Annotated in this window: 17 protein-coding genes; 11 read left to right on the forward strand and 6 right to left on the reverse strand. The window is 65.4% G+C overall.

The window, feature by feature from the left end:
• The first annotated feature begins 247 nt into the window (after window positions 1-247).
• The 6 genes from U0023_RS09770 (at window position 248) to U0023_RS09795 (ending at window position 5,836) form a co-directional block, all read left to right on the forward strand.
• A complete protein-coding gene (locus U0023_RS09770; RefSeq protein WP_040639279.1) occupies window positions 248-820 on the forward strand; it encodes a F0F1 ATP synthase subunit delta in 573 nt (190 codons plus the stop codon).
• Window positions 820-2,349 (forward strand): F0F1 ATP synthase subunit alpha, encoded by a 1,530-nt coding sequence (gene atpA / locus U0023_RS09775; RefSeq protein WP_009493464.1) that lies wholly within the window; start codon window positions 820-822, stop codon window positions 2,347-2,349. Before U0023_RS09770 ends, atpA begins: the two co-directional genes overlap by 1 nt.
• 55 nt (window positions 2,350-2,404) lie before the next feature.
• Window positions 2,405-3,277, forward strand: coding sequence for a F0F1 ATP synthase subunit gamma (locus tag U0023_RS09780; protein ID WP_009493462.1), 873 nt, complete (start codon window positions 2,405-2,407; stop codon window positions 3,275-3,277).
• 21 nt (window positions 3,278-3,298) lie between these two features.
• A complete protein-coding gene (gene atpD, locus U0023_RS09785; RefSeq protein WP_009493460.1) occupies window positions 3,299-4,753 on the forward strand; it encodes a F0F1 ATP synthase subunit beta in 1,455 nt (484 codons plus the stop codon).
• Window positions 4,754-4,883: 130 nt separating this feature from the next.
• On the forward strand, window positions 4,884-5,285 hold the full coding sequence (locus tag U0023_RS09790; RefSeq protein ID WP_009493458.1) for a F0F1 ATP synthase subunit epsilon: 402 nt from the start codon (window positions 4,884-4,886) through the stop codon (window positions 5,283-5,285).
• A 38-nt stretch (window positions 5,286-5,323) separates the two neighbouring features.
• Window positions 5,324-5,836: a 2'-5' RNA ligase family protein gene (locus tag U0023_RS09795; RefSeq protein WP_009493456.1), complete on the forward strand. Its 513-nt coding sequence runs from the start codon at window positions 5,324-5,326 to the stop codon at window positions 5,834-5,836.
• Between the two features lie 295 nt (window positions 5,837-6,131).
• Here the strand turns inward: U0023_RS09795 and putA are convergent, their stop codons facing one another.
• Window positions 6,132-9,230 carry a bifunctional proline dehydrogenase/L-glutamate gamma-semialdehyde dehydrogenase PutA gene (putA, locus tag U0023_RS09800; protein WP_009493447.1) on the reverse strand — a complete coding sequence of 1,033 codons (3,099 nt, stop codon included), beginning with the start codon at window positions 9,228-9,230 and terminating at the stop codon, window positions 6,132-6,134.
• A 114-nt stretch (window positions 9,231-9,344) separates the two neighbouring features.
• Here putA and U0023_RS09805 point away from each other — a divergent pair, with 114 nt between their 5' ends.
• Window positions 9,345-9,806 (forward strand): Lrp/AsnC ligand binding domain-containing protein, encoded by a 462-nt coding sequence (locus tag U0023_RS09805; RefSeq protein ID WP_009493445.1) that lies wholly within the window; start codon window positions 9,345-9,347, stop codon window positions 9,804-9,806.
• Window positions 9,807-9,929: 123 nt separating this feature from the next.
• Here the strand turns inward: U0023_RS09805 and U0023_RS09810 are convergent, their stop codons facing one another.
• Entirely contained in the window at window positions 9,930-10,937 is a 1,008-nt protein-coding gene (locus U0023_RS09810) for a TerC family protein (protein ID WP_009493443.1), read from the reverse strand.
• 229 nt (window positions 10,938-11,166) lie between these two features.
• On the opposite strand from U0023_RS09810, the gene U0023_RS09815 reads away from it, so the two are divergent.
• Genes U0023_RS09815 through U0023_RS09825 form a run of 3 tightly spaced genes read left to right on the forward strand, consistent with a single transcriptional unit; the run spans window position 11,167 to window position 13,903 of the window.
• Window positions 11,167-12,279, forward strand: coding sequence for an ABC transporter substrate-binding protein (locus U0023_RS09815; RefSeq protein WP_009493441.1), 1,113 nt, complete (start codon window positions 11,167-11,169; stop codon window positions 12,277-12,279).
• Window positions 12,280-12,338: 59 nt separating this feature from the next.
• Window positions 12,339-13,130, forward strand: coding sequence for an ABC transporter ATP-binding protein (locus tag U0023_RS09820; protein ID WP_009493439.1), 792 nt, complete (start codon window positions 12,339-12,341; stop codon window positions 13,128-13,130).
• Window positions 13,131-13,135: 5 nt separating this feature from the next.
• Entirely contained in the window at window positions 13,136-13,903 is a 768-nt protein-coding gene (locus U0023_RS09825; protein ID WP_009493437.1) for an ABC transporter permease, read from the forward strand.
• Between the two features lie 22 nt (window positions 13,904-13,925).
• Here the strand turns inward: U0023_RS09825 and U0023_RS09830 are convergent, their stop codons facing one another.
• From U0023_RS09830 to U0023_RS09845, 4 genes are all read right to left on the reverse strand, one after another.
• On the reverse strand, window positions 13,926-14,921 hold the full coding sequence (locus U0023_RS09830; RefSeq protein ID WP_009493435.1) for a hypothetical protein: 996 nt from the start codon (window positions 14,919-14,921) through the stop codon (window positions 13,926-13,928).
• Between the two features lie 75 nt (window positions 14,922-14,996).
• Window positions 14,997-16,139: a CobW family GTP-binding protein gene (locus tag U0023_RS09835; RefSeq protein ID WP_009493433.1), complete on the reverse strand. Its 1,143-nt coding sequence runs from the start codon at window positions 16,137-16,139 to the stop codon at window positions 14,997-14,999.
• A 56-nt stretch (window positions 16,140-16,195) separates the two neighbouring features.
• Entirely contained in the window at window positions 16,196-17,146 is a 951-nt protein-coding gene (locus U0023_RS09840) for a DMT family transporter (RefSeq protein ID WP_009493431.1), read from the reverse strand.
• Window positions 17,147-17,273: 127 nt separating this feature from the next.
• The gene (locus U0023_RS09845; RefSeq protein WP_009493429.1) at window positions 17,274-18,647 is read right to left on the reverse strand and encodes a D-alanyl-D-alanine carboxypeptidase family protein; all 1,374 of its coding nucleotides are present in this window, start codon (window positions 18,645-18,647) and stop codon (window positions 17,274-17,276) included.
• A 191-nt stretch (window positions 18,648-18,838) separates the two neighbouring features.
• On the opposite strand from U0023_RS09845, the gene U0023_RS09850 reads away from it, so the two are divergent.
• Complete coding sequence (locus U0023_RS09850; protein ID WP_009493427.1) at window positions 18,839-19,741, forward strand: EamA family transporter; 903 nt, start codon at window positions 18,839-18,841, stop codon at window positions 19,739-19,741.
• Window positions 19,742-19,759: the final 18 nt, after the last annotated feature.

Raw genomic sequence — 19,759 nt, forward strand, 5'->3', positions numbered from 1 at the left:
AGGGGAGCTGCTTCCACCGAAAGGAGGCGGCTCTCGCCCTTTACCTTAATCGGCAACCCGGTTTTTTCCAGGCAAGACAGGGCCTAGCTCGCCTTGCGCCTCAGAAAAACCCATGCTAGTGCACCCTCGCCCGGCAGGTGGATTAGGCTTCCGCCCCAGGCTCATTTCCACACCTGACGGGTTTCCCGAGCGCCTCCTGCAGGCCGTCCCGGTCCGAGGCCCGTTAAGACACGAGAGAGACGGTTACGTGGCGCAAAGCGGTTCGCAAGAAGGACCCCTCCTGTCGGGCGTAGCATTGCGCTATGCTTCGGCGCTGTTCGAACTCGCCCGGGAAGCGAATGCCGTGGACGCCGTCGCCGGCGACCTGGCCCGCTTCGACCAGCTGATCCGCGGCAGCGACGACCTGCAGCGTCTGATCCAGAACCCTGTCTTCACGGCGGAAGAGCAGTCCGGCGCGATCGGAGCCATTCTCGACAAGGTCGGCATTTCTGGCCTCGCGGGCAATTTCATCCGCCTCGTCGCGTCCAAGCGCCGGCTCTTCGCGCTTCCCGACATGATCCGCGCCTTCCAGAACCTGGTGTCCGACGCGAAGGGGATCGTTCGGGCGCAGGTCGTCCTGGCGGAGGCGCCCTCCGACACCGTTCTCAACGAAATCAAGGCGGCGCTGCGCGACGTCGCCAAGGCTGACGTCTCCGTCGACGTCAAAATCGACCCGAGCCTCATCGGCGGTCTCATCGTGAAGATGGGGTCCCGCATGGTGGATGCCTCGGTGCGCACCAAACTCAATTCCATTCGTCTAGCGATGAAAGAGGTCCGCTGATGGACATTCGAGCCGCTGAGATCTCCGCGATCCTCAAAGAGCAGATCAAGAACTTCGGTACCGAGGCTGAAGTCACCGAAGTCGGGCAGGTTCTGTCCGTCGGTGACGGCATTGCCCGTTGCTACGGCCTCGACAAGGTCCAGGCCGGCGAGATGGTCGAATTCGAGAGCGGCGTGCGCGGCATGGCCCTCAACCTCGAGACCGACAACGTCGGTGTCGTGGTGTTCGGCTCCGACCGTGAGATCGCCGAAGGCCAGACCGTGAAGCGCACCGGCGCCATCGTGGACGTGCCGGTCGGCAAGGGCCTGCTCGGCCGCGTCGTCGACGCGCTCGGCAACCCCATCGACGGCAAGGGCCCGATCCAGGCCACCGAGCGCCGCCGCGTGGACGTGAAGGCCCCCGGCATCATTCCGCGCAAGTCCGTGCATGAGCCGATGGCGACGGGCCTCAAGGCGATCGACGCCCTGATCCCGGTCGGCCGCGGCCAGCGCGAGCTGATCATCGGCGACCGCCAGACCGGCAAGACCGCCGTCGCCCTCGACACGATCCTGAACCAGAAGCCGCTGAACCAGGGCAACGACGAGTCGCAGAAGCTCTACTGCGTGTACGTTGCCGTCGGCCAGAAGCGCTCCACGGTCGCCCAGTTCGTGAAGGTGCTCGAAGAGAACGGCGCGCTGGAATATTCCATCGTCGTCGCCGCGACCGCTTCCGATCCGGCTCCGATGCAGTTCCTGGCGCCCTTCGCCGGCTGCGCCATGGGCGAGTTCTTCCGCGACAACGGCATGCATGCCGTGATCGTGTACGACGACCTGTCGAAGCAGGCCGTCGCCTACCGCCAGATGTCGCTGCTGCTGCGCCGTCCGCCGGGCCGCGAGGCTTATCCGGGCGACGTGTTCTACCTTCACTCCCGCCTTCTGGAGCGCGCCGCGAAGCTCAACGACAGCCAGGGCGCGGGTTCGCTCACCGCTCTGCCGGTCATCGAGACGCAGGCCAACGACGTGTCGGCCTACATCCCGACCAACGTGATCTCGATCACCGACGGTCAGATCTTCCTCGAGACGGACCTGTTCTACCAGGGCATCCGCCCGGCGGTGAACGTCGGCCTCTCGGTGTCGCGCGTGGGCTCCTCGGCCCAGACGAAGGCGATGAAGAAGGTCGCGGGCAAGATCAAGGGCGAGCTGGCTCAGTACCGCGAAATGGCGGCCTTCGCCCAGTTCGGCTCCGATCTCGACGCCACTACGCAGCGCCTGCTGAACCGCGGTTCGCGCCTGACCGAGCTCCTGAAGCAGCCGCAATTCTCGCCGCTGAAGATGGAAGAGCAGGTCGCCGTGATCTATGCCGGCGTGAACGGCTACCTCGACAACCTGCCGCTCAACCGGGTGCGCGCGTTCGAAGACGGCCTGCTCTCGCTCCTGCGCGGCAAGCACGCCGATATCCTCGAAGCCATCCGCGCTTCGAAGGACCTGTCGAGCGACTCGGAAGCGAAGCTCAAGGACGTCGTCCAGAACTACGCCAAGTCTTTCTCGTAAAGGCTTGGGTTCTCATACAGATCGAACCGGGATACCGGAGAGGTAGGGCTGCTCGATGCCGAGCTTGAAAGACCTTCGTAACCGCATCGCCTCGGTCAAGGCGACGCAGAAGATCACCAAGGCCATGCAGATGGTGGCCGCCGCGAAGCTGCGCCGCGCGCAGACCGCGGCGGAAGCCGCGCGTCCCTATGCGGAGCGTATGGCGGTGGTGCTCGGCAACATCGCGTCCGGCATCACCGTCGGGCCGGAGACGCCGCGTCTTCTGGCCGGGACCGGCTCCGACCGCGTTCATCTGCTGATCGTCTGCACCGCAGAGCGTGGCCTCTGCGGCGCCTTCAACTCCTCGATCGCCCGTCTCGCCCGCGACCATGCCAATCGGCTGCTCGCCGAAGGCAAGACGGTGAAGATCGTCTGCGTCGGCAAGAAGGGCTACGACATCCTGCGTCGCCAATTCGCCGAGCAGATCATCGAGTTCGTGGACCTGCGCTCCGTGCGCCAGATCGGATTCGAGCAGGCGGACATGATCGCCCAGAAGGTGCTCGCCCGCTTCGAAGCCGGCGAGTTCGACGTGGCGACCCTGTTCTACTCGCGCTTCCGCTCGGTGATCGCCCAGATCCCGACCGCGCAGCAGATCATCCCGGCCCAGATCGAGGCCAGCGCCGGCGCGCCCGACGCGGTCTACGAGTACGAGCCCGAGGAAGGCGAGATCCTGACGACGCTCCTGCCGCGGAACCTCACCGTGCAGATCTTCCGCGCGCTGCTCGAGAACGCCGCTTCCGAACAGGGCGCCCGCATGAGCGCCATGGACAACGCGACCCGCAACGCGGGCGAGATGATCAAGAAGCAGACGATGACCTACAACCGGTCGCGTCAGGCGATGATCACCAAGGAACTGATCGAAATCATTTCGGGCGCCGAAGCGCTCTGACGAATCCGAGAGGAGCCAATCATGGCCAACACCGCTACCACTGCCGGTAAAGCGACCGGTCGCATCACCCAGGTCATCGGCGCCGTCGTCGACGTGCAGTTCGAAGGCCACCTGCCGGAGATCCTCAACGCTCTCGAGACCACGAACGGCGGCACCCGCCTCGTGCTCGAAGTGGCTCAGCAGCTCGGCGAGAGCACCGTGCGCTGCATCGCCATGGACACCTCCGAAGGTCTCGTCCGCGGCCAGGAAGTCACCGACACCGGCGCGCCGATCTCGGTGCCTGTCGGAGCCGCCACCCTCGGCCGCATCATGAACGTCATCGGCGAGCCGGTGGACGAAGCCGGCCCGATCGTCGGCGAAGGCACCCGCGCCATCCACCAGCCCGCTCCGTCCTATGCCGAGCAGTCCACCGAGGGCCAGATCCTCGTGACGGGCATCAAGGTCGTCGACCTGCTCGCTCCCTACGCCAAGGGCGGTAAGATCGGCCTGTTCGGCGGCGCCGGCGTCGGCAAGACCGTGCTGATCATGGAGCTCATCAACAACGTCGCGAAGGCGCACGGTGGTTACTCCGTGTTCGCCGGCGTCGGCGAGCGTACCCGCGAGGGCAACGACCTCTATCACGAGATGATCGAGTCCAAGGTGAACGTGGATCCCCGCGAGGCAGGCTCTGCCGCCGGCTCCAAGTGCGCCCTCGTGTACGGCCAGATGAACGAGCCCCCGGGCGCCCGCGCGCGCGTCGCGCTTACCGGCCTGACCGTCGCCGAGAACTTCCGCGACCAGGGCCAGGACGTGCTGTTCTTCGTGGACAACATCTTCCGCTTCACCCAGGCGGGCTCCGAGGTGTCGGCCCTTCTCGGCCGTATTCCTTCGGCCGTGGGCTATCAGCCGACCCTGTCCACCGACATGGGCGCCCTGCAGGAGCGCATCACCACCACCACCAAGGGCTCAATCACCTCGGTGCAGGCCATCTACGTGCCCGCCGACGACCTGACAGACCCGGCCCCGGCGACCTCCTTCGCCCACCTCGACGCCACGACCGTGCTGTCGCGTTCGATCGCCGAGAAGGGCATCTACCCGGCGGTGGACCCGCTCGACTCGACCTCGCGCATGCTCTCGGCCGCCATCGTCGGCGAGGAGCACTACAACGTCGCCCGTCAGGTCCAGCAGGTGCTGCAGCGCTACAAGGCGCTCCAGGACATCATCGCGATCCTGGGCATGGACGAGCTGTCCGAAGAGGACAAGCTCACCGTCGCCCGCGCCCGCAAGATCGAGCGCTTCCTCAGCCAGCCCTTCCACGTGGCCGAAGTGTTCACCGGCTCGCCCGGCAAGCTCGTCGCGCTCGAAGACACCATCAAGGGCTTCAAGGGTCTGGTCGAGGGTCAGTACGACCACCTTCCCGAGGCTGCCTTCTACATGGTCGGCACCATCGACGAAGCCGTCGAGAAGGCCCAGCGCCTCGCTGCCGAAGCGGCTTAATCGCCATCAAGCACCATCCCGGAGCCGTGTCCGCACGCTCCGGGATGTTCTTGTCCAAAAGACCTTTTCAAAGCGTATCTCCCAAACGATTCCCGGCCGTTCACCGGTCACGGGATGACGAGGAGCTCAGATGGCTACCTTCACTTTCGAACTCGTCTCTCCCGAGCGCGTGCTGTTCTCCGGCGAGGTCGACGCCGTGGTGCTGCCGGCGACCGAAGGCGACATGACGGTTCTGGCCGGCCATTCGCCCGTGATGACGACCCTGAAGACCGGGTTCCTCGTCGTCACCAGCACACCCGGTAACGGCCGGCGTGTTCTCGTTCGCGGCGGCTTCGCCGACATCAGCCAGAACGGCCTCACGGTCCTCGCCGAGCGCGCGCTCCCGGAGGAAGAGATCACCCAGGATATCCTCGACCAGGAAATCCTGACCGCCGAAATGCACTATGACGCGGCAACCGAGCCGGCCGCGAAGCACGTGGCCGAAGCGGCCATCGCGCAACTCCGCGAAGCCAAGGCTGCGCTGAACTTCTGAACCTGAAACAACCCGGCCCCAAGCCGGGTTTTTCTTTCATGGAACCTGTCGCGCCGCTCATTCTCACGCTCCAGTTCGACGAACGATCCTTCGCCTTCTTCGATGCGCAGCGACGGCGCTATTTTCCGCCCCAGCGGAACTTCATCCCGGCCCACCTGACGCTGTTTCATGCACTGCCCGGCGAGCACCTGTCGCGGATCGAGCAGGACATCGAGACCAGCTCTTCGCACCACTCATCTTTCACGCTCGACGTTACGGGCCTGCGGCCCCTCGGACGTGGCGTTGCCTACGCCCTCGCATCCACGGAACTGACGGCACTGCGCCGCGAACTCGCCCTCTGCTGGAACGACTGGCTCAAGCCACAGGACCGGCAGAACCACCAGCCGCACGTGACCGTGCAAAACAAGGTCCACCCATCTGCCGCCTGGGCTCTGCTGGACGAACTGCGCGACGGATTCAAGCCCTTCCGGGTCGAGGCCAGAGGGTTGGACCTGTGGTGGTATCGGGGAGGGCCGTGGGAGAAGGTGCGGAGTTTTGGATTTTCCCGGTGATATCAACCTCACGCCATCCCGGTGCACGAGGTGCGGGAAGGGGATCCATCGCGTTGCGCCTGATCGTGGATTCCCTTCCTCTCCGCTGACGCTCCAGCCGGGGATGGCACGCACGACGTCTTGGCCGGGCTTGTCCCGGCCATGCCGATTCGTTGAAGCACCGCGTTTTCCTGATCGAGATCACCGGCACAAGGCCGGTGATGACGTTAGGGTAGGTACGCCCGGCGTGACGTGGTGAGGACCGTATTGCAGAATGTGTCCCCTCGTCAGGCCAGAAAAGCGAGCACGTGAGTGCTCACTCCCCCATGGCGATCAGGTTGGCATTTCCGCCCGCGGCCGCCGTGTTGATCGTCACCGTCTGTTCGGTGGCGAAGCGCAGGAGGTAGTGCGGGCCGCCGGCCTTCGGACCCGTGCCGGAGAGCCCGTGCCCGCCGAAGGGCTGCACGCCGACCACCGCGCCGATCATGTTGCGGTTCACATAGACGTTGCCGACGGACAGGGCCTGCACGACCCGCGCGACCGTCGCGTCGATCCGCGAATGCACGCCGAGCGTCAGCCCGTAGCCGGTGCCCTCGATGGCGCGCAGCACATCCTCCAGGCGGTCCGCCTTGTAGCGCACCACATGCAGGACCGGGCCGAACACCTCCTGGGCGAGATCATGCGGCCTGTCGAGCTCGAAGATATGCGGCGCCACATAGGTCCCGGTCGCGGGCGCCTCTCCGGCATAGCGCACTTTCGCCGCGCGCTTCATCGCCTCGATATGCGCGTCCAGCTTGTCCTTCGCCTCCCGGTCGATCACGGGACCCACATGGGTCGAGACCTCGCGCGGATCGGCGATCTTCAGCTCGCGGGCATTGCCGGCGATCATCTCGATCATGCGGTCGGCCACGTCGTCCTGGACGCAGAGCAGGCGCAGGGCCGAGCAGCGCTGTCCTGCCGAGCGGAAGGCCGACATCACCACGTCGTCGGCCACCTGCTCGGGCAGGGCGGTCGCATCCACGATCATCGCGTTGATGCCGCCCGTCTCGGCGATCAGCGGCACGATGGCCGCATCCTTGTTCGCGAGTGTGCGGTTGATGATGCGGGCGACCTCCGTCGAACCGGTGAAGACCACGCCCGCCACGTCCTTGTGTTCCACGAGGCGCGCGCCCACGCGCCCGTCGCCCGGCATGAGATGAAGGGCCGTCTTCGGCACGCCCGCCTCGTGCAGGATGCGCACGGCGAGATCGGCGATCAGCGGCGTCTGCTCGGCGGGCTTAGCCACCACGGCGTTACCCGCCATCAGGGCGGCGCTGACCTGGCCGAGGAAGATGGCGAGCGGGAAGTTCCACGGCGAGATCGCCACAAACACGCCGCGACCGCGCAGGCGCAGCACGTTGCTCTCGCCCGTCGGCCCCGGCATCGTGTCGCCCGCACCAAAAAGCGTGCGGCCCTGGACGGCGTAATAGCGCAGGAAGTCGATCGCCTCGCGGACCTCGGAGAGCGCATCGTCGAGGGTCTTGCCGGCCTCCACCTGCAGGAGGTGAAGCAGGGCGCCGCGCCGCTCTTCCAGGAGATCGGCTGCTCGTTGCAGTGCCTGAGCCCGGGTCTTGGCATCCGTGCGGCTCCAGTTGACGAAGCCGGCCTGCGCGGCCGCCATCGCGCGGTCGGCCACCTCCGGCGCCGCTTCCGTCACCTGGCCGACCACGGTCGTGCCGTCGATGGGGCTGACGACCGGGCGTGCCGCGCCCGACGCCGCCTTGCCGTCGATCAGCGGCTCGGCCTTGAAGCTCTGCTGCCGTCCCTTCTCGATCTCGGCGAGAAGCGCATCGAGCGACGCCCGATGACCGAACTCCACGCCCCTCGAATTCGCGCGCTCTGGCCCGTAGAGATCGCGGGGCAGTGGCAGCTTGGGATGGCGCGCCTTGTCGGCCGACACGATGATGTCGGCAGGGCGCTTCAACAGCGCCTCGACCGGCACGTTCGGATCGGCCGCCACCGACACGAAGGACGAGTTCGCACCGTTCTCCAACAGGCGTCGCACGAGATAGGCCAGTAGGTCGCGATGGCCGCCCACCGGCGCATAGGCGCGGCAGGCGAGGCCCGGATTGTCCTCGAGCAGGCGCGCATAGAGCGCCTCGCCCATGCCGTGCAGGCGCTGGAACTCGTAGCCTTCGGTGCCGCCGGCGCGCTCGATGATGGACGCAACGGTGAGCGCATTGTGCGTGGCGAATTGCGGATAGATGCGCGGGCGCAAAGCCAGCATCTTCTCGGCGCAGGCCATGTAGTGCAGGTCCGTCATCGCCTTGCGGGTGAAGACCGGATAATCGTCGAGCCCGCGCTCCTGGGCCCGCTTCACCTCCGTGTCCCAATAGGCGCCCTTCACGAGACGCACCATCAGCTGGCGGTCGTATTTCTCGGCCATGGCCGCGATGGCATCGACCACGGAGCCGGCACGCTTCTGGTAAGCCTGAATGGCGAGCCCGAAGCCCTTCCAGCCGGCGAGCGAGGAATCGGCCAGCACGGCCTCGATCACCTCGAGGGACAATTCGAGCCGGTCGGCCTCTTCCGCATCGACCGTGAAGTTGAGATCGTAGGATTTCGCCTTTTGCGCCAGCGCGATCACGAGCGGCACCAGCTCGCGCATCACCCGCTCACGGCTCGTGGCTTCGTAGCGCGGATGGAGGGCCGAGAGCTTCACCGAGATGCCGGGACGGTTCGGCAGCGGCTCGTTGCCCGCCGAGCGGCCGATGGCGTCGATGGCGGAGGCATAGGAATCGAAATAGCGGCGCGCATCCTCGGCCGTGCGCGCGCCTTCGCCCAGCATGTCGAAGGAGTAGCGGTAGATCCGGCCCTTGGACGAGGTGGCGCGCTTGAGCGCCTCCTCGATGGTTTGGCCGAGCACGAAGTGATTGCCCATGACCCGCATGGCTTGGCGGGTGGCGGTGCGCACGGCCGGCAGACCAAGGCGCTTGGTGAGTTGGCCCAGGATGCTCTCCGGGGTCTCGCCGGGCTGGATGATCCGAGCAGTGATGCCGAGCGCCCAGGCCGAGGCCGAGACCAGGAAGGCATCGGACTTGGCCTCGTGCCCGGCAAAATCGGCTTGTCCCAGCTTGTCCTCGATCAGCCGGTCGGAGGTGGCGGCATCCGGCACCCGTAGCAGGGCCTCGGCGAGGACCATGAGGGCAAGGCCCTCCTTGGTGGACAGCGCATATTCCCGCAGCATCTCCTCGACGCCGCCGAGCCCGCCGCCCTTGGCGCGAATCGCCTCGATCAGGCGGGTGGCCTGCTCGTCCACGCGCTTCTCGCGTTCCGGCGAGAGACGGGAACTCGCCAGCAGGCGGGTCGCAAGGGCCTTGTCGTCTTCGGCGAAGGGCGGGTTGAAGGGCAGGGGGGCAACGGGGGCAGGGCTCATCGATAATCCTCTGGATATTATCCCGGAATATATGGAGCCGCCGGCCGTGTTTCGATGGCGAAATTGACGGTCTCGCCTTATGAACGGCGGCAAGATCGTAGAAAGACCGTGAAAATGACGGATTTGGACAGGATCGATCGCAAGATCCTCAAGGCGCTTCAGGCCGATGGCCGCATCGCCACCGTGGAGCTGGCCGAAAAGGTGGGGTTGTCGCCAACCTCCACGGGGGAGCGCGTCAAGCGCCTCCAGCGCGAAGGGGTCATCGCCGGCTACGGGGCCCGGCTCGATCCGCACCGGCTCGGGCTCGAACTGCTGGTCTTCGTGGAGGTCTCCCTCGACAAGACGACGCCCGACGTGTTCGAGAAATTCGCCGCCGCCGTGAAGCGGGCGCCGGAGGTCCTCGAATGCCACATGGTGGCGGGCGGCTTCGATTATCTGGTCAAGACCCGCGTGGCCGACATGGCCTCCTATCGCCACTTCCTCGGCGAGATCCTCCTGGCGCTCCCGGGCGTGAAGGAAACCCGCACCTATGCGGTGATGGAGGAGGTGAAGAGCGACGGGATGCTGCCGGTGTGAGGGTCGGGGCGTCCTCTTACGTCATCACCGGCCTCGTGCCGGTGATCCCGATGGGTTGAGGCGCAGCGCTTCACGGAAACGAGATGGCCGGCGCAAGGCCGGCCATGACAGGACAGAAATGCCTTACCCGGAAATCGTCTCCGGCTCGTTCTTCGTCTTCCAGAGCGAGAACACGACGCCGCCGGCGATCAGGGCGAAGGTGACGCCGAGCGAGATCGTGGGATCGAGCTTGCCGACGAGCTGGTTCCAGAAGATCTTGCCGCCGATGAAGACGAGAACCAGGGCCAGCGCATATTTCAGGTAGTGGAACCGGTGCACCATGGCGGCGAGCGCGAAGTAGAGCGCGCGCAGGCCGAGGATCGCCATGATGTTCGCCGTATAGACCACGAAGGTGTCCGTCGTGATGGCGAAGATTGCCGGTACCGAATCGACCGCGAAGATCAGGTCGGCCACGTTGATCACCACCAGGGCGAGGAAGAGCGGCGTCGCCCAGGTGACGATCCGGCCTGTCTTCGGATCGGGCTCCCGCACGAAGAAGCGCTGTTCGTGCAGGCGGTCCGAAACCCGCATGTGCCGGCGCAAGAAGCGCACCATGGCGTTGTTGTCGATGTTCGGCTCGCTCTCGGGCACGAGCAGCATCTTGACGCCGGTCACGATGAGGAACGCGCCGAAGAGATAAAGCATCCAGGCGTATTCCTGCACGAGCGCCGCGCCCACGGCGATCATGATGCCGCGCAGGACGATGACGCCGATGATGCCCCACACGAGGGCCCGGTACTGGTATTTCCGGGGGATGGCGAAATAGCTGAAGATCAGCGAGATCACGAAGACGTTATCGATGGACAGGGACTTCTCGATGAAGAAGCCCGTGAAATAGGCGACGCCCGCATGGCTGCCGTCCTGCGTCACTAGGAGGCCGGTCTCGAACGACCACCAGATATAGGCGCCGAAGAGCGCCGCGATACCGATATAGAAGGCGGACAGGAGAAGACTCTCCTTCACGCCGAGTTCCCGGTCCTTCCTGTTCAGGACACCGAGATCGAAGGCGAGAAGAAACACGACAAGGCTCAAGAAAGCCGTCCACATCCAGACGGGCTTTCCCAGCCATTCCACGAGCAGGAATTCTGGCATAACCGGACCTATGATTGCTTTTCGTACAAGCATCGGCTCCGACATCACAGTCGTGCGCGCACGTCCTGCCAGAGGGGCCCGGTCGCCGATGGAGGTCACGTGGGGAGCCCTGCCGCGACCGTCAAGGGTTCCGGGTCATAGCTCGTCTGCTCAATTTTCCGTCAGATGCCTGCCCCAGGGGCAGTGATGCCTGGGCAAGAGACTTGACCCGGAGGGCGGATCTGGTTGCATGGTCAAGAACCGGGCAGGCGTCCAGGAAGAGCGCCACAAAGCTCCCGACCATAAAAAAGCAGAGGTGACGGTAATGTTTGCGGATCGTGCGACGAAGGCGGCGTGGATCAGGGGGATGCTGGCCGGGGCGGCCGTGCTTCTCGGGTCCGCCGCGGCCCAGGCTCAGACCCCGGTGCGGTTCTCCCTGGACTGGCGCTGGGAGGGGCCGGCCGCGCCCTTCGCCGTGGCGATCGACAAGGGCTACTTCAAGGCCGAGGGTCTCGACGTGACCATCGACCCGGCTGCGGGCTCCCGCGAGCCGATCTCGCGCGTGGCGTCGGGTACCTACGACGTGGGCTTCGGCGATGTGAACTCTCTCGTGCGCTTCCGCGACGAGAATCCCGGCACGGACATCAAGGCCGTGATGGTGATCTACGACCGGCCGCCCTTCGCCATCATCGGACGCAAGAGCCGCGGCGTCACCAAGGACGTGTCGAGCCTGCAGGGCCGAAAATTCGGTGCTCCGGCGGCGGACGGCGCCTACGCGCAATGGCCGATCTTCAAGGCCGTCAACAAGATCGACGATTCCACCATGAAGTTCGAGAATGTGGGCTTTCCGGTCCGTGAGCCCATGCTGGCGCAGGGCGAGGTCGATGCGGTGTTCGGCTTCTCGATGTCGTCCTACATCAACCTGAAATCCCGCGGCGTGCCGGCGGACGACATCGTCGTGCTGCTCATGAGCGATTACGGCGTCGATCTTTACGGCAACACCATCATCGTGTCGCAGAAGTTCGCCCAGGAGAAGCCGGAGGCCGTGAAGGGCCTGCTGCGCGCCATCATGAAGGGCGTGCAGGACACGGTGAAGGATCCGTCGAGCGCGGTGGATTCGGTGATCAAGCGCAACGACGTGGCCAAGAAGGACGTGGAGCTCGAGCGCCTCAAGATGGTGCTGGAGCAGAACATGATCACGCCCTGGGTGAAGGAGAACGGCTTCGGCGGCATCGACAAGGACCGCTTCGCCAAGGCCCTCGACCAGATCGGCCTGACCTTCACCTACAAGGCGAAGCCCGAAGTCGGCGCCGTGTTCACGGAGGAATTCCTCCCCGCGGCCGACCAGCGCAAGGTGAATTGATCCCGCAAGCCCGGCTGCTCAACAGCCGGGCTCTTCTTTTGGCTCGCCGGCTTCCTGTCATGAAACCCTTTGTCGATATTCACGACGTCACCCACGTCTATGCGCGGGCCGAGGACGGACTGCCTGCGGTCAGGAACCTCACCCTCAAGGTAAACGAGGGCGAGTTCGCCGCCATCGTCGGCCCTTCCGGCTGCGGCAAGTCCACTCTCATGAAGCTCGCCACCGGGCTGCAGTTCCCCCGCGAGGGAACGGTCATCGTCGATGGCAAGCAGGTGGGAGCTCCTGTCAAGCTCGCTGGCATGGCCTTCCAGAATCCTACCATGCTGCCCTGGCGCACCACCCTCGACAATATTCTCCTGCCGCTCGAGATCGTGGAGCCGCACCGCTCGCGCCTGCGTCGCCACAAGGCAGAGTACGTGGCCAAGGCAGAGGCTCTGCTGGAGCAGGTCGGCCTGAAGGGCCAGGGGCACAAATTTCCCTGGCAGCTCTCCGGCGGGATGCAGCAGCGCGCCTCCCTCTGCCGCGCGCTGATCCATGAGCCGAAGCTCCTGATGCTCGACGAGCCCTTCGGCGCGCTCGACAGCTTCACACGCGAGGAATTGTGGTGCGTGATGCGCGACCTCCATGCGGCCCAGAAGGTCACGATCATTCTCGTCACCCACGATCTGCGCGAGGCCGCGTTCCTGTCGGATCGGATCTTCTGCATGAGCGCGCGCCCGGGCCGGATCGTCGCCGAGCGGGAAGTGGAGTTTCCGCGGCCGCGCGATCTCGAGATCGCCTACGCGCCGGAATTCTCTGCCCTGGTCCATGAATTGCGCGGGCATATCGCGCAGGCGCGCAAGGCGGCTTGAAACCCATGAAAACCAAGAACCAGCTTGCCCTTGCTCCCTGGATCTTCACCATCGGGTTCTTCGTGCTGTGGGAGATCGTCTGCCGCGTCCTGAAGGTGTCGAGCTTCATCCTTCCGGCGCCCTCCACGATCCTTCTCGCCGTGTGGGAATACCGGACCCAGCTCGCCTATCACGCCATGCATACCCTCTGGATGACGCTGGCCGGTTTCGGCCTCGCGGTCGCGTTCGGCCTGCTCCTCGGCATGGTGCTCGGCTCCTCGCGGCTCATCAATGCGGGGTCCTATCCGCTGCTCGTGGGCTTCAACTCGATCCCGAAGGTGGCCGTGGTGCCGATCCTCGTGTTCTGGTTCGGGGTCGGCTGGGTGCCGCCAGTGATGACGGCTTTCCTGATCTCGTTCTTCCCCATCGTGGTGAACGTGGCCACCGGCATCTCCACGGTGGAACCGGAAATGGAGGACGTGCTGCGGGCGCTCGGCGCCTCGAAGCGCGACATCGTGCTCAAGGTCGGCGTGCCCCGCGCCATGCCGTATTTCTTCGGCTCCCTGAAGGTCGGGATCACGCTCGCCTATGTGGGCTCCGTCATCGGCGAGCAGAACGCGTCCAATGTGGGCATCGGCAACCTGCTCACCCGTGCCTCGGCAGCCTTCGAGGTGCCGCTGGTGTGGGCGGCCCTCCTGGTGCTCGCGGTTTTGGGCGTCGTCATGTACGCGATCACGGCCTATGTGGAGCGCTCCATGACCGGCTGGGCGCAGCGCTCGCAGATGGCCGCGTAGGCACAGAGCGGCGCGTCCGCGCTCACTGATCCGGCAAGGCCGCGCCCGCCTTGTAGCCTTCCGTGAGGCTCCAGGTCATGGTGACCTTGACGCTGCCCTTGTAGGAGGCGTTGGCCAGCGGGAGAACCAGGATGGGCCTGGTCAGATTGATCGTCTCGCTGTTCGTGCCGGAGAGGGGCGCACCCTTGAGTGTCTTGGCCGCCCACGCGGCGATTTCCCCGGGAACGGCCGTGGTGACGGCACCCATGCTCTTCTGCACGGCGGGAATTTCCGGAAACAGGAAGCCCGGGAGAAAGAGCGTCCCGGCTTCCTCGTTCACGACCGACATCGGATAGGACAGGCACAGGGACGACTTGGCCTGCGCGATGTCGAACCTGGCTTCGTGGTTCCAGGGCTTCGACGCGCCTACGTCGGCGACGGAGCCCTGGCTGACGTCGTTGCGGGTGGCCCTGAACTTGCCGGGGCAGCCCTCAACGCCGAACCATTGCCGGTAGACCGCCCTCTCCTCCGGGGATGCCGTTGAGGTATCCGGGATGCCGGGCTTCATGGTGGCCCCGGGAGGCGGGGTCATCAGGCCGGGGTTCGACTGCATCACGGCGGCCTTGATGCAGGCCTCGTCGCCCTTGCATCTGGCATAGGACTGCATGATCGCCTGGTTGACCTGCTGCTGCATGGCGGCATTCGGAGCTGCTGCGGGCGCCAGAGCCCTGTTGCGGTCCTGGATCTTCTGGACGTTGGCGATCTGCCGGGCGCTGGTTTCCTGTGCCTTGCGGATGGAATCCGGGTCGAGGGGATTCATGGCGTCCAGGCTGTCGCTCGGCTCCAGGACGGTCGCCAGGAAGAAGCGCTCCGAGATCGTGCCCTTCTCGGAACTGACCTTGGTCTGCCAGCCCTCCGAGCCTTCCACTCGCAGGTCGATCTTCAGGATGCGGGGGCCGGGAAGCTGCTTCGCCTGAGCCGGAACGGCCAGAGCGGTGCCGCACAGAAGAACGGCCCGGACGAATATCGAACCCCGCATCGCAATCAGCCCTACAGAATCATCGTTATGGAATTTTTATAACGTATCAGAATGGCGAGGCTTGCGGAAGTGCCTTCAGCGTCGAAGAGACAGCGGGTTGTCCGAGAGGGCAGCCGCATCGGGGGCATCGATGGCCGGGCGCCCGAGAAAGGCGTTCCAGAGCTTTTCTACCGTTTCGCGCTCCAGGTCGTCGACGATGAAGACGATACGGCTGCGACGATCGTCGCTTGGCCAGCGCGGCAGAACGGCGGGAACATGGATCACATGCTGCACGCCGTGGATGACCACCGGATGTTCGGGATCCTCGGCCAGAGCCACGAGACCCTTCACCCGCAGCAGCTTCGCGCCTTGGGACGAGCGCAGGAGGTCCAGGAACATGTCGAGCGTGCCCTGGCGGATCGGCTGGTCGCTGGTCAGGCAGAAGGAATGGATCCTGTCGTCGTGCCGGTTCACGTCGTGATGATGGTGGTGATGATCGTGCCCATGGCCGTGATGGTGATGGCTGTGCTGATGGGCGTGGCTCTCGCGCTCCGCCTCCTCAACGGCCTCCGTCTTCAGCCATTGGGCCACATCGGCGATCTTGCCGTCGAGGCCGAAGAGACCGCCCGAGATGACGGCTTTGGCCGGCGCATCGGCCTCCAGGAGGGCGGCGCCGGGATTGAGCTGATGCAGCCGCTCGCGCAGCCGGTCGAGACCCTGCCGGTCATCCACGAGGTCGGTCTTGGTGACGACGATCCGCTCGGCGACGGCCGCCTGCTTCACGGCCTCCCGATGGGCGTCCAGGGTGGCCACTCCATTAACAGCGTCGACCGTTGTCACCACGCCTTCCACGGCGTAGCGCATCGAGAGATAGGGGTGGTACAGCACCGCGTGGAGGATCGGCGCCGGGTCGGCGAGGCCAGTGGTCTCGATGATCACGCGCCTGAACGGCAGGATGCGGCCGTTGTCGCGTTTGCGCAGGAGATCCTCCAGGGTCGCGATGAGGTCGCCGCGCACGGTGCAGCAGAGGCATCCGGCGGAGAGCAGCACCATGCCTTCGTCCACGGTCTCCACCAGCAGGTGATCGAGGCCGATCTCGCCGAACTCGTTCATGATGACCACCGTGTCCCGCAGGGCCGGATCCTTCAGGAGCCGATTGAGCAGCGTCGTTTTCCCGGAGCCCAGGAAGCCGGTGAGGATGGTGAGCGGAATTGGCGCGGGAGGGGTCATGGTCGTCATCGTGTCAGTCCGCAACAGGTACCGAAGCATCGGATATGCATTGGCGTCCGGTGCTTTCAGTTTCGGGTTTCTCGCATCTCTTCACGCAAAACGGGTTCCCGCTTTTGCCTTCGATGCTTCGGCATATCCTTCAGGCGCCGTTGGTCCAAGAGAACGTTGGCCATGATGGCGGCCAGCACAAGAGCCCCGCCGGCGATTTGCATCGGCGCCAGCGTCTCGTTCAGGATGAAGGCCGAGGACAGGGCCGCCACCACCGGCTCGGTACAGAAGATGATCCCGGCCGCCACCGCCGTGACGCGTCCGAGCGCCAGGAATTGCAGGACGAACCCGCCGATGTAGCCGGCGATCGTCATCGTCACGGCAAAGGGCGCCAGAGCCAGGATCGATGGGGGCGCCAGTTGTCCGACAGTGAGGCTGATGAGGATCGCGGTCGGCAGGATGATCAGCTGAATCCAGAACACCTTGGCCACCACGCCCGTCCTCGTGCAGCGCGCCGCGGCGAAGAACTGGATGGCCGTGGCGATGCTGGCGCCGAATGCAAGGGCAAGGCCACGCCAGTCGAGATCGGAAAAGGCGGGCCCCACCACCAGACAGACGCCGAGGGTCGCGACGGCGACGATCCCAACGAGGGCCGGGGTCAGAGGCGTCCTTTCCACGAAGGGGCTCGCGAGGACGATGATGATGGGATAGGTGTAGAAGACGACCGCCGCAACCGTCACCGGAATGAACGCAACGGACGACAGGTAGCCGATCCCCTGCAGGGCGCTGGAAATCCCGAGGACGATCAGCTTTCCCCGCTCCTCCCGCGCCATGGCGAGCGAGCGTCTCGCGACGGCCGCCACGATGCCGACCAGCACCAGCATCAGGAGCACCCGATAGACCACGATGGCCGAGCCGCTGGCTCCGGCAAAGGAGGCCATCCGGGCATAGACGATGTTGAAGCCGTAGAGGCTGGCCGAGGCAAGGGCGAAGAGGAGACCGTCGGCGGAGGAGGGGGAGCGGATCATCAGGCACGCGGACTATGCGGACTATTTAGGCTCCGCACCGTTCGCGCGGATTGCACCGGAAAGCAAGGGAGCAAGCAAAACGCCCGGTCGTGGACCGGGCGTTTCAGGGGAATGGCCGTCTCAAGGATCAGTTCGCGACGGATTTGGGCTTCCCGTTGGCGTCGGCTTTTTGAGGGGCTTTCGCGGAGGCCTTGGAAGCGGGCTTGGCATTGCCGCTCACCGGCTTGACCGCCACACTGGCGCGGCCGTGGTCCTTGCCCTTCGCCGTGGACTTCACGGGCTCCTTGTCGGCCGTCTCGCTCTCGTCCGCCGCCTTGGCATCGGTCTTCTTGGCCGGCGCCTTCTTGGAAGCGGTGGCCTTCTTGGTCTTCGCCTTGCGGGCCTGCTCGGCGGCTTCCTCCGCGGCGGCCTGCGCGGCGAGCTCGGCCTCGGACGGAGGATTGAGACCGATCCAGACGCGCTCCGGCTGAACCGCCGCGCGGGGGCCGAGCACGGTGCGTACCGGCTTCTCGGCCGTGTCCCCGGCGAAGGCCATGACCTCGGAGGAGAACAGGTTCGGGATGTTGCTGTCCGTCTCGGCGACGGCCGGGGCGTCCTCTTCCTGCGGCATCGGCCCGCGACGGTCGCAGATGACGGGGCGCATGTCCGGCGGCGTGGTGTTGCTGGAAACCGGGAGGGCCGCGAGTTCCGGATTGGTGAAGTTCACCTTGCTGCTGAAGCCGCGGTCGAACAGCTCGGCCGCTTTGATCGTGCGCTCGTTGGCCGATTGGGCGCCGAGCACCACCGTGATCAGGTGGCGGCCGCTGCGCGTGGCGCTCGCCACAACGTTGAAGCCGGCCGAGCAGATGAAGCCGGTCTTCATGCCGTCGGCGCCCGGATAGCGGCCGATGAGACCGTTCGTGTTGCGCATGATACGACGGCCGAACTGAACCGCCCCGATATCGAACAGCTCCCTGTCCTGCGGGAACTCGAGCAGAAGCGCCCGGGCCAGGATCGCCATGTCGCGGGCCGAGGTCTGGTTGCGCTCGTCGGGCAGGCCGTGGGGGTTGACGAAATGACTGCTGACCATGCCGAGGCGCTGGGCATGGGCGTTCATCAGGTCGGCGAAGCCGTCGATCGAGCCGCCGATATTCTCCGCGATGGTCGCGGCGATGTCGTTTGCCGACTTCACCATCATGATCTTGAGGGCGTTGTCGAGGCGGATCTGCGTGCCGGGCTTGAAGCCCATCTTGGACGGCGGCAGGGCGGCCGCGCCGTCGGTGACGGTGAGCAGCGTCTCCATGCTCATCTGGCCGGAGCGCACCTTGTCGAGGGCCACATAGGCCGTCATCAGCTTGGTGATCGAAGCCGGAAACCAGGGGTCGGTCGCCCGTTCCGCGTGCAGGACGCGGCCCGATTCGAGTTCAACGACAAGAGCAGGGCCGCCGGCCGCCAGCGCCGAACCGCTGAACAAGGCGGCAAAGGCAAAGGCTGTCGCGCGGAGGGCACGGCTAACGTTCATGCGGAACGACTCCTTGGCTTCGTCCAACGATAGGAGAGGATCTCGATGAGGCCCCGCCTGTCAGCTGGGCCATTTGTAGGGCCAATCCCTAGCCTTGGCTAGGTTGGCCGGATTTTTGACAGTTTATACCGCCCTTCTTAACGAAATTCGTGTCAAGAGAGTGGCAAGAGCGGCGCGGTTTGAAGATCGATATGACAACATCCCTCCTCTGGATCCCGGTGACCCTGGCCGCAGCCGCGGCCCAGACCGGCCGCAACGCCACCCAGCGGCGCCTGACCGAGACCATCGGGACCGTGGGCGCGACCCAGGTTCGATTCCTCTATGGGTTTCCCTTCGCCCTCCTGGCCCTGGCCGTAATGAACCTTGTGACCGGAGAGGTTGTTCCAGGGCCCAATGCGACCTTCCTGGCCTATGCCCTTACCGGAGCGGTCACCCAGATCCTGGCCACGGCCCTCATGCTCGCGGCCATGCGGGAGCGCGCCTTCTCGGTGGTCACGGCCTACACCAAGACCGAGCCGGTCCAGGTGGCCCTGTTCGGGCTGGTGCTGCTCGGCGATCATCTCACGCTCGCCATGGCGCTCGCTATAGCGGTTGCGACCTCGGGCGTTCTGCTCATGTCCGTGAAGCCGGGCACGAGCCTCACGTCCTCGGGCGCGAAGCCGGTTGTCTTCGGCCTCGCCTCGGGCGCTTTCTTCGCCCTGGCGGCCATCGGCTTTCGCGGCGCCATCCTGTCGCTCGACCAGGGCTCTCCGCTGATCCGGGCCTCCACGACCCTGGTCTGGGGCTTGGGCCTGCAGACGGTTATTCTCATGATCTGGCTTGGGCTTCTGGACCGCAAGGCCCTGGTCGCGAGCTTCAAAGCCTGGCGCCCCTCGCTGGGAGCAGGGTTCCTCGGGGCGCTGGCCTCCCAGTTCTGGTTCATCGGCTTCGCGCTCACGACGGCCGCCAATGTGCGCACGCTCGCTCTCGTCGAGGTCCTGATGGCGCAGGCCGTATCCCACCGCTTCCTGGCGCAGGCGACGACGCGGCGGGAGCTGGCCGGAATGCTGCTGATCCTCGCAGGCGTCGGCCTCCTGCTCTTGGCGCAAAGGTAAGATCCTGGCGCAAAGGTA

Source organism: Microvirga lotononidis, assembly GCF_034627025.1.
Classification (GTDB): Bacteria; Pseudomonadota; Alphaproteobacteria; order Rhizobiales; family Beijerinckiaceae; genus Microvirga; species Microvirga lotononidis.

Excerpts from the sequence above, each read along its gene's own strand:
- atpA (WP_009493464.1), top strand. The coding sequence starts at position 820 with ATGGACATTCGAGCCGCTGAGATCTCCGCGATCCTCAAAGAGCAGATC.
- U0023_RS09780 (WP_009493462.1), top strand. The coding sequence starts at position 2,405 with ATGCCGAGCTTGAAAGACCTTCGTAACCGCATCGCCTCGGTCAAGGCG.
- atpD (WP_009493460.1), top strand. The coding sequence starts at position 3,299 with ATGGCCAACACCGCTACCACTGCCGGTAAAGCGACCGGTCGCATCACC.
- U0023_RS09790 (WP_009493458.1), top strand. The coding sequence starts at position 4,884 with ATGGCTACCTTCACTTTCGAACTCGTCTCTCCCGAGCGCGTGCTGTTC.
- U0023_RS09795 (WP_009493456.1), top strand. The coding sequence starts at position 5,324 with ATGGAACCTGTCGCGCCGCTCATTCTCACGCTCCAGTTCGACGAACGA.
- putA (WP_009493447.1), bottom strand. The coding sequence starts at position 9,230 with ATGAGCCCTGCCCCCGTTGCCCCCCTGCCCTTCAACCCGCCCTTCGCC.
- U0023_RS09805 (WP_009493445.1), top strand. The coding sequence starts at position 9,345 with ATGACGGATTTGGACAGGATCGATCGCAAGATCCTCAAGGCGCTTCAG.
- U0023_RS09810 (WP_009493443.1), bottom strand. The coding sequence starts at position 10,937 with ATGCCAGAATTCCTGCTCGTGGAATGGCTGGGAAAGCCCGTCTGGATG.
- U0023_RS09815 (WP_009493441.1), top strand. The coding sequence starts at position 11,167 with ATGGTCAAGAACCGGGCAGGCGTCCAGGAAGAGCGCCACAAAGCTCCC.
- U0023_RS09820 (WP_009493439.1), top strand. The coding sequence starts at position 12,339 with ATGAAACCCTTTGTCGATATTCACGACGTCACCCACGTCTATGCGCGG.
- U0023_RS09825 (WP_009493437.1), top strand. The coding sequence starts at position 13,136 with ATGAAAACCAAGAACCAGCTTGCCCTTGCTCCCTGGATCTTCACCATC.
- U0023_RS09830 (WP_009493435.1), bottom strand. The coding sequence starts at position 14,921 with ATGCGGGGTTCGATATTCGTCCGGGCCGTTCTTCTGTGCGGCACCGCT.
- U0023_RS09835 (WP_009493433.1), bottom strand. The coding sequence starts at position 16,139 with ATGACGACCATGACCCCTCCCGCGCCAATTCCGCTCACCATCCTCACC.
- U0023_RS09840 (WP_009493431.1), bottom strand. The coding sequence starts at position 17,146 with ATGATCCGCTCCCCCTCCTCCGCCGACGGTCTCCTCTTCGCCCTTGCC.
- U0023_RS09845 (WP_009493429.1), bottom strand. The coding sequence starts at position 18,647 with ATGAACGTTAGCCGTGCCCTCCGCGCGACAGCCTTTGCCTTTGCCGCC.
- U0023_RS09850 (WP_009493427.1), top strand. The coding sequence starts at position 18,839 with ATGACAACATCCCTCCTCTGGATCCCGGTGACCCTGGCCGCAGCCGCG.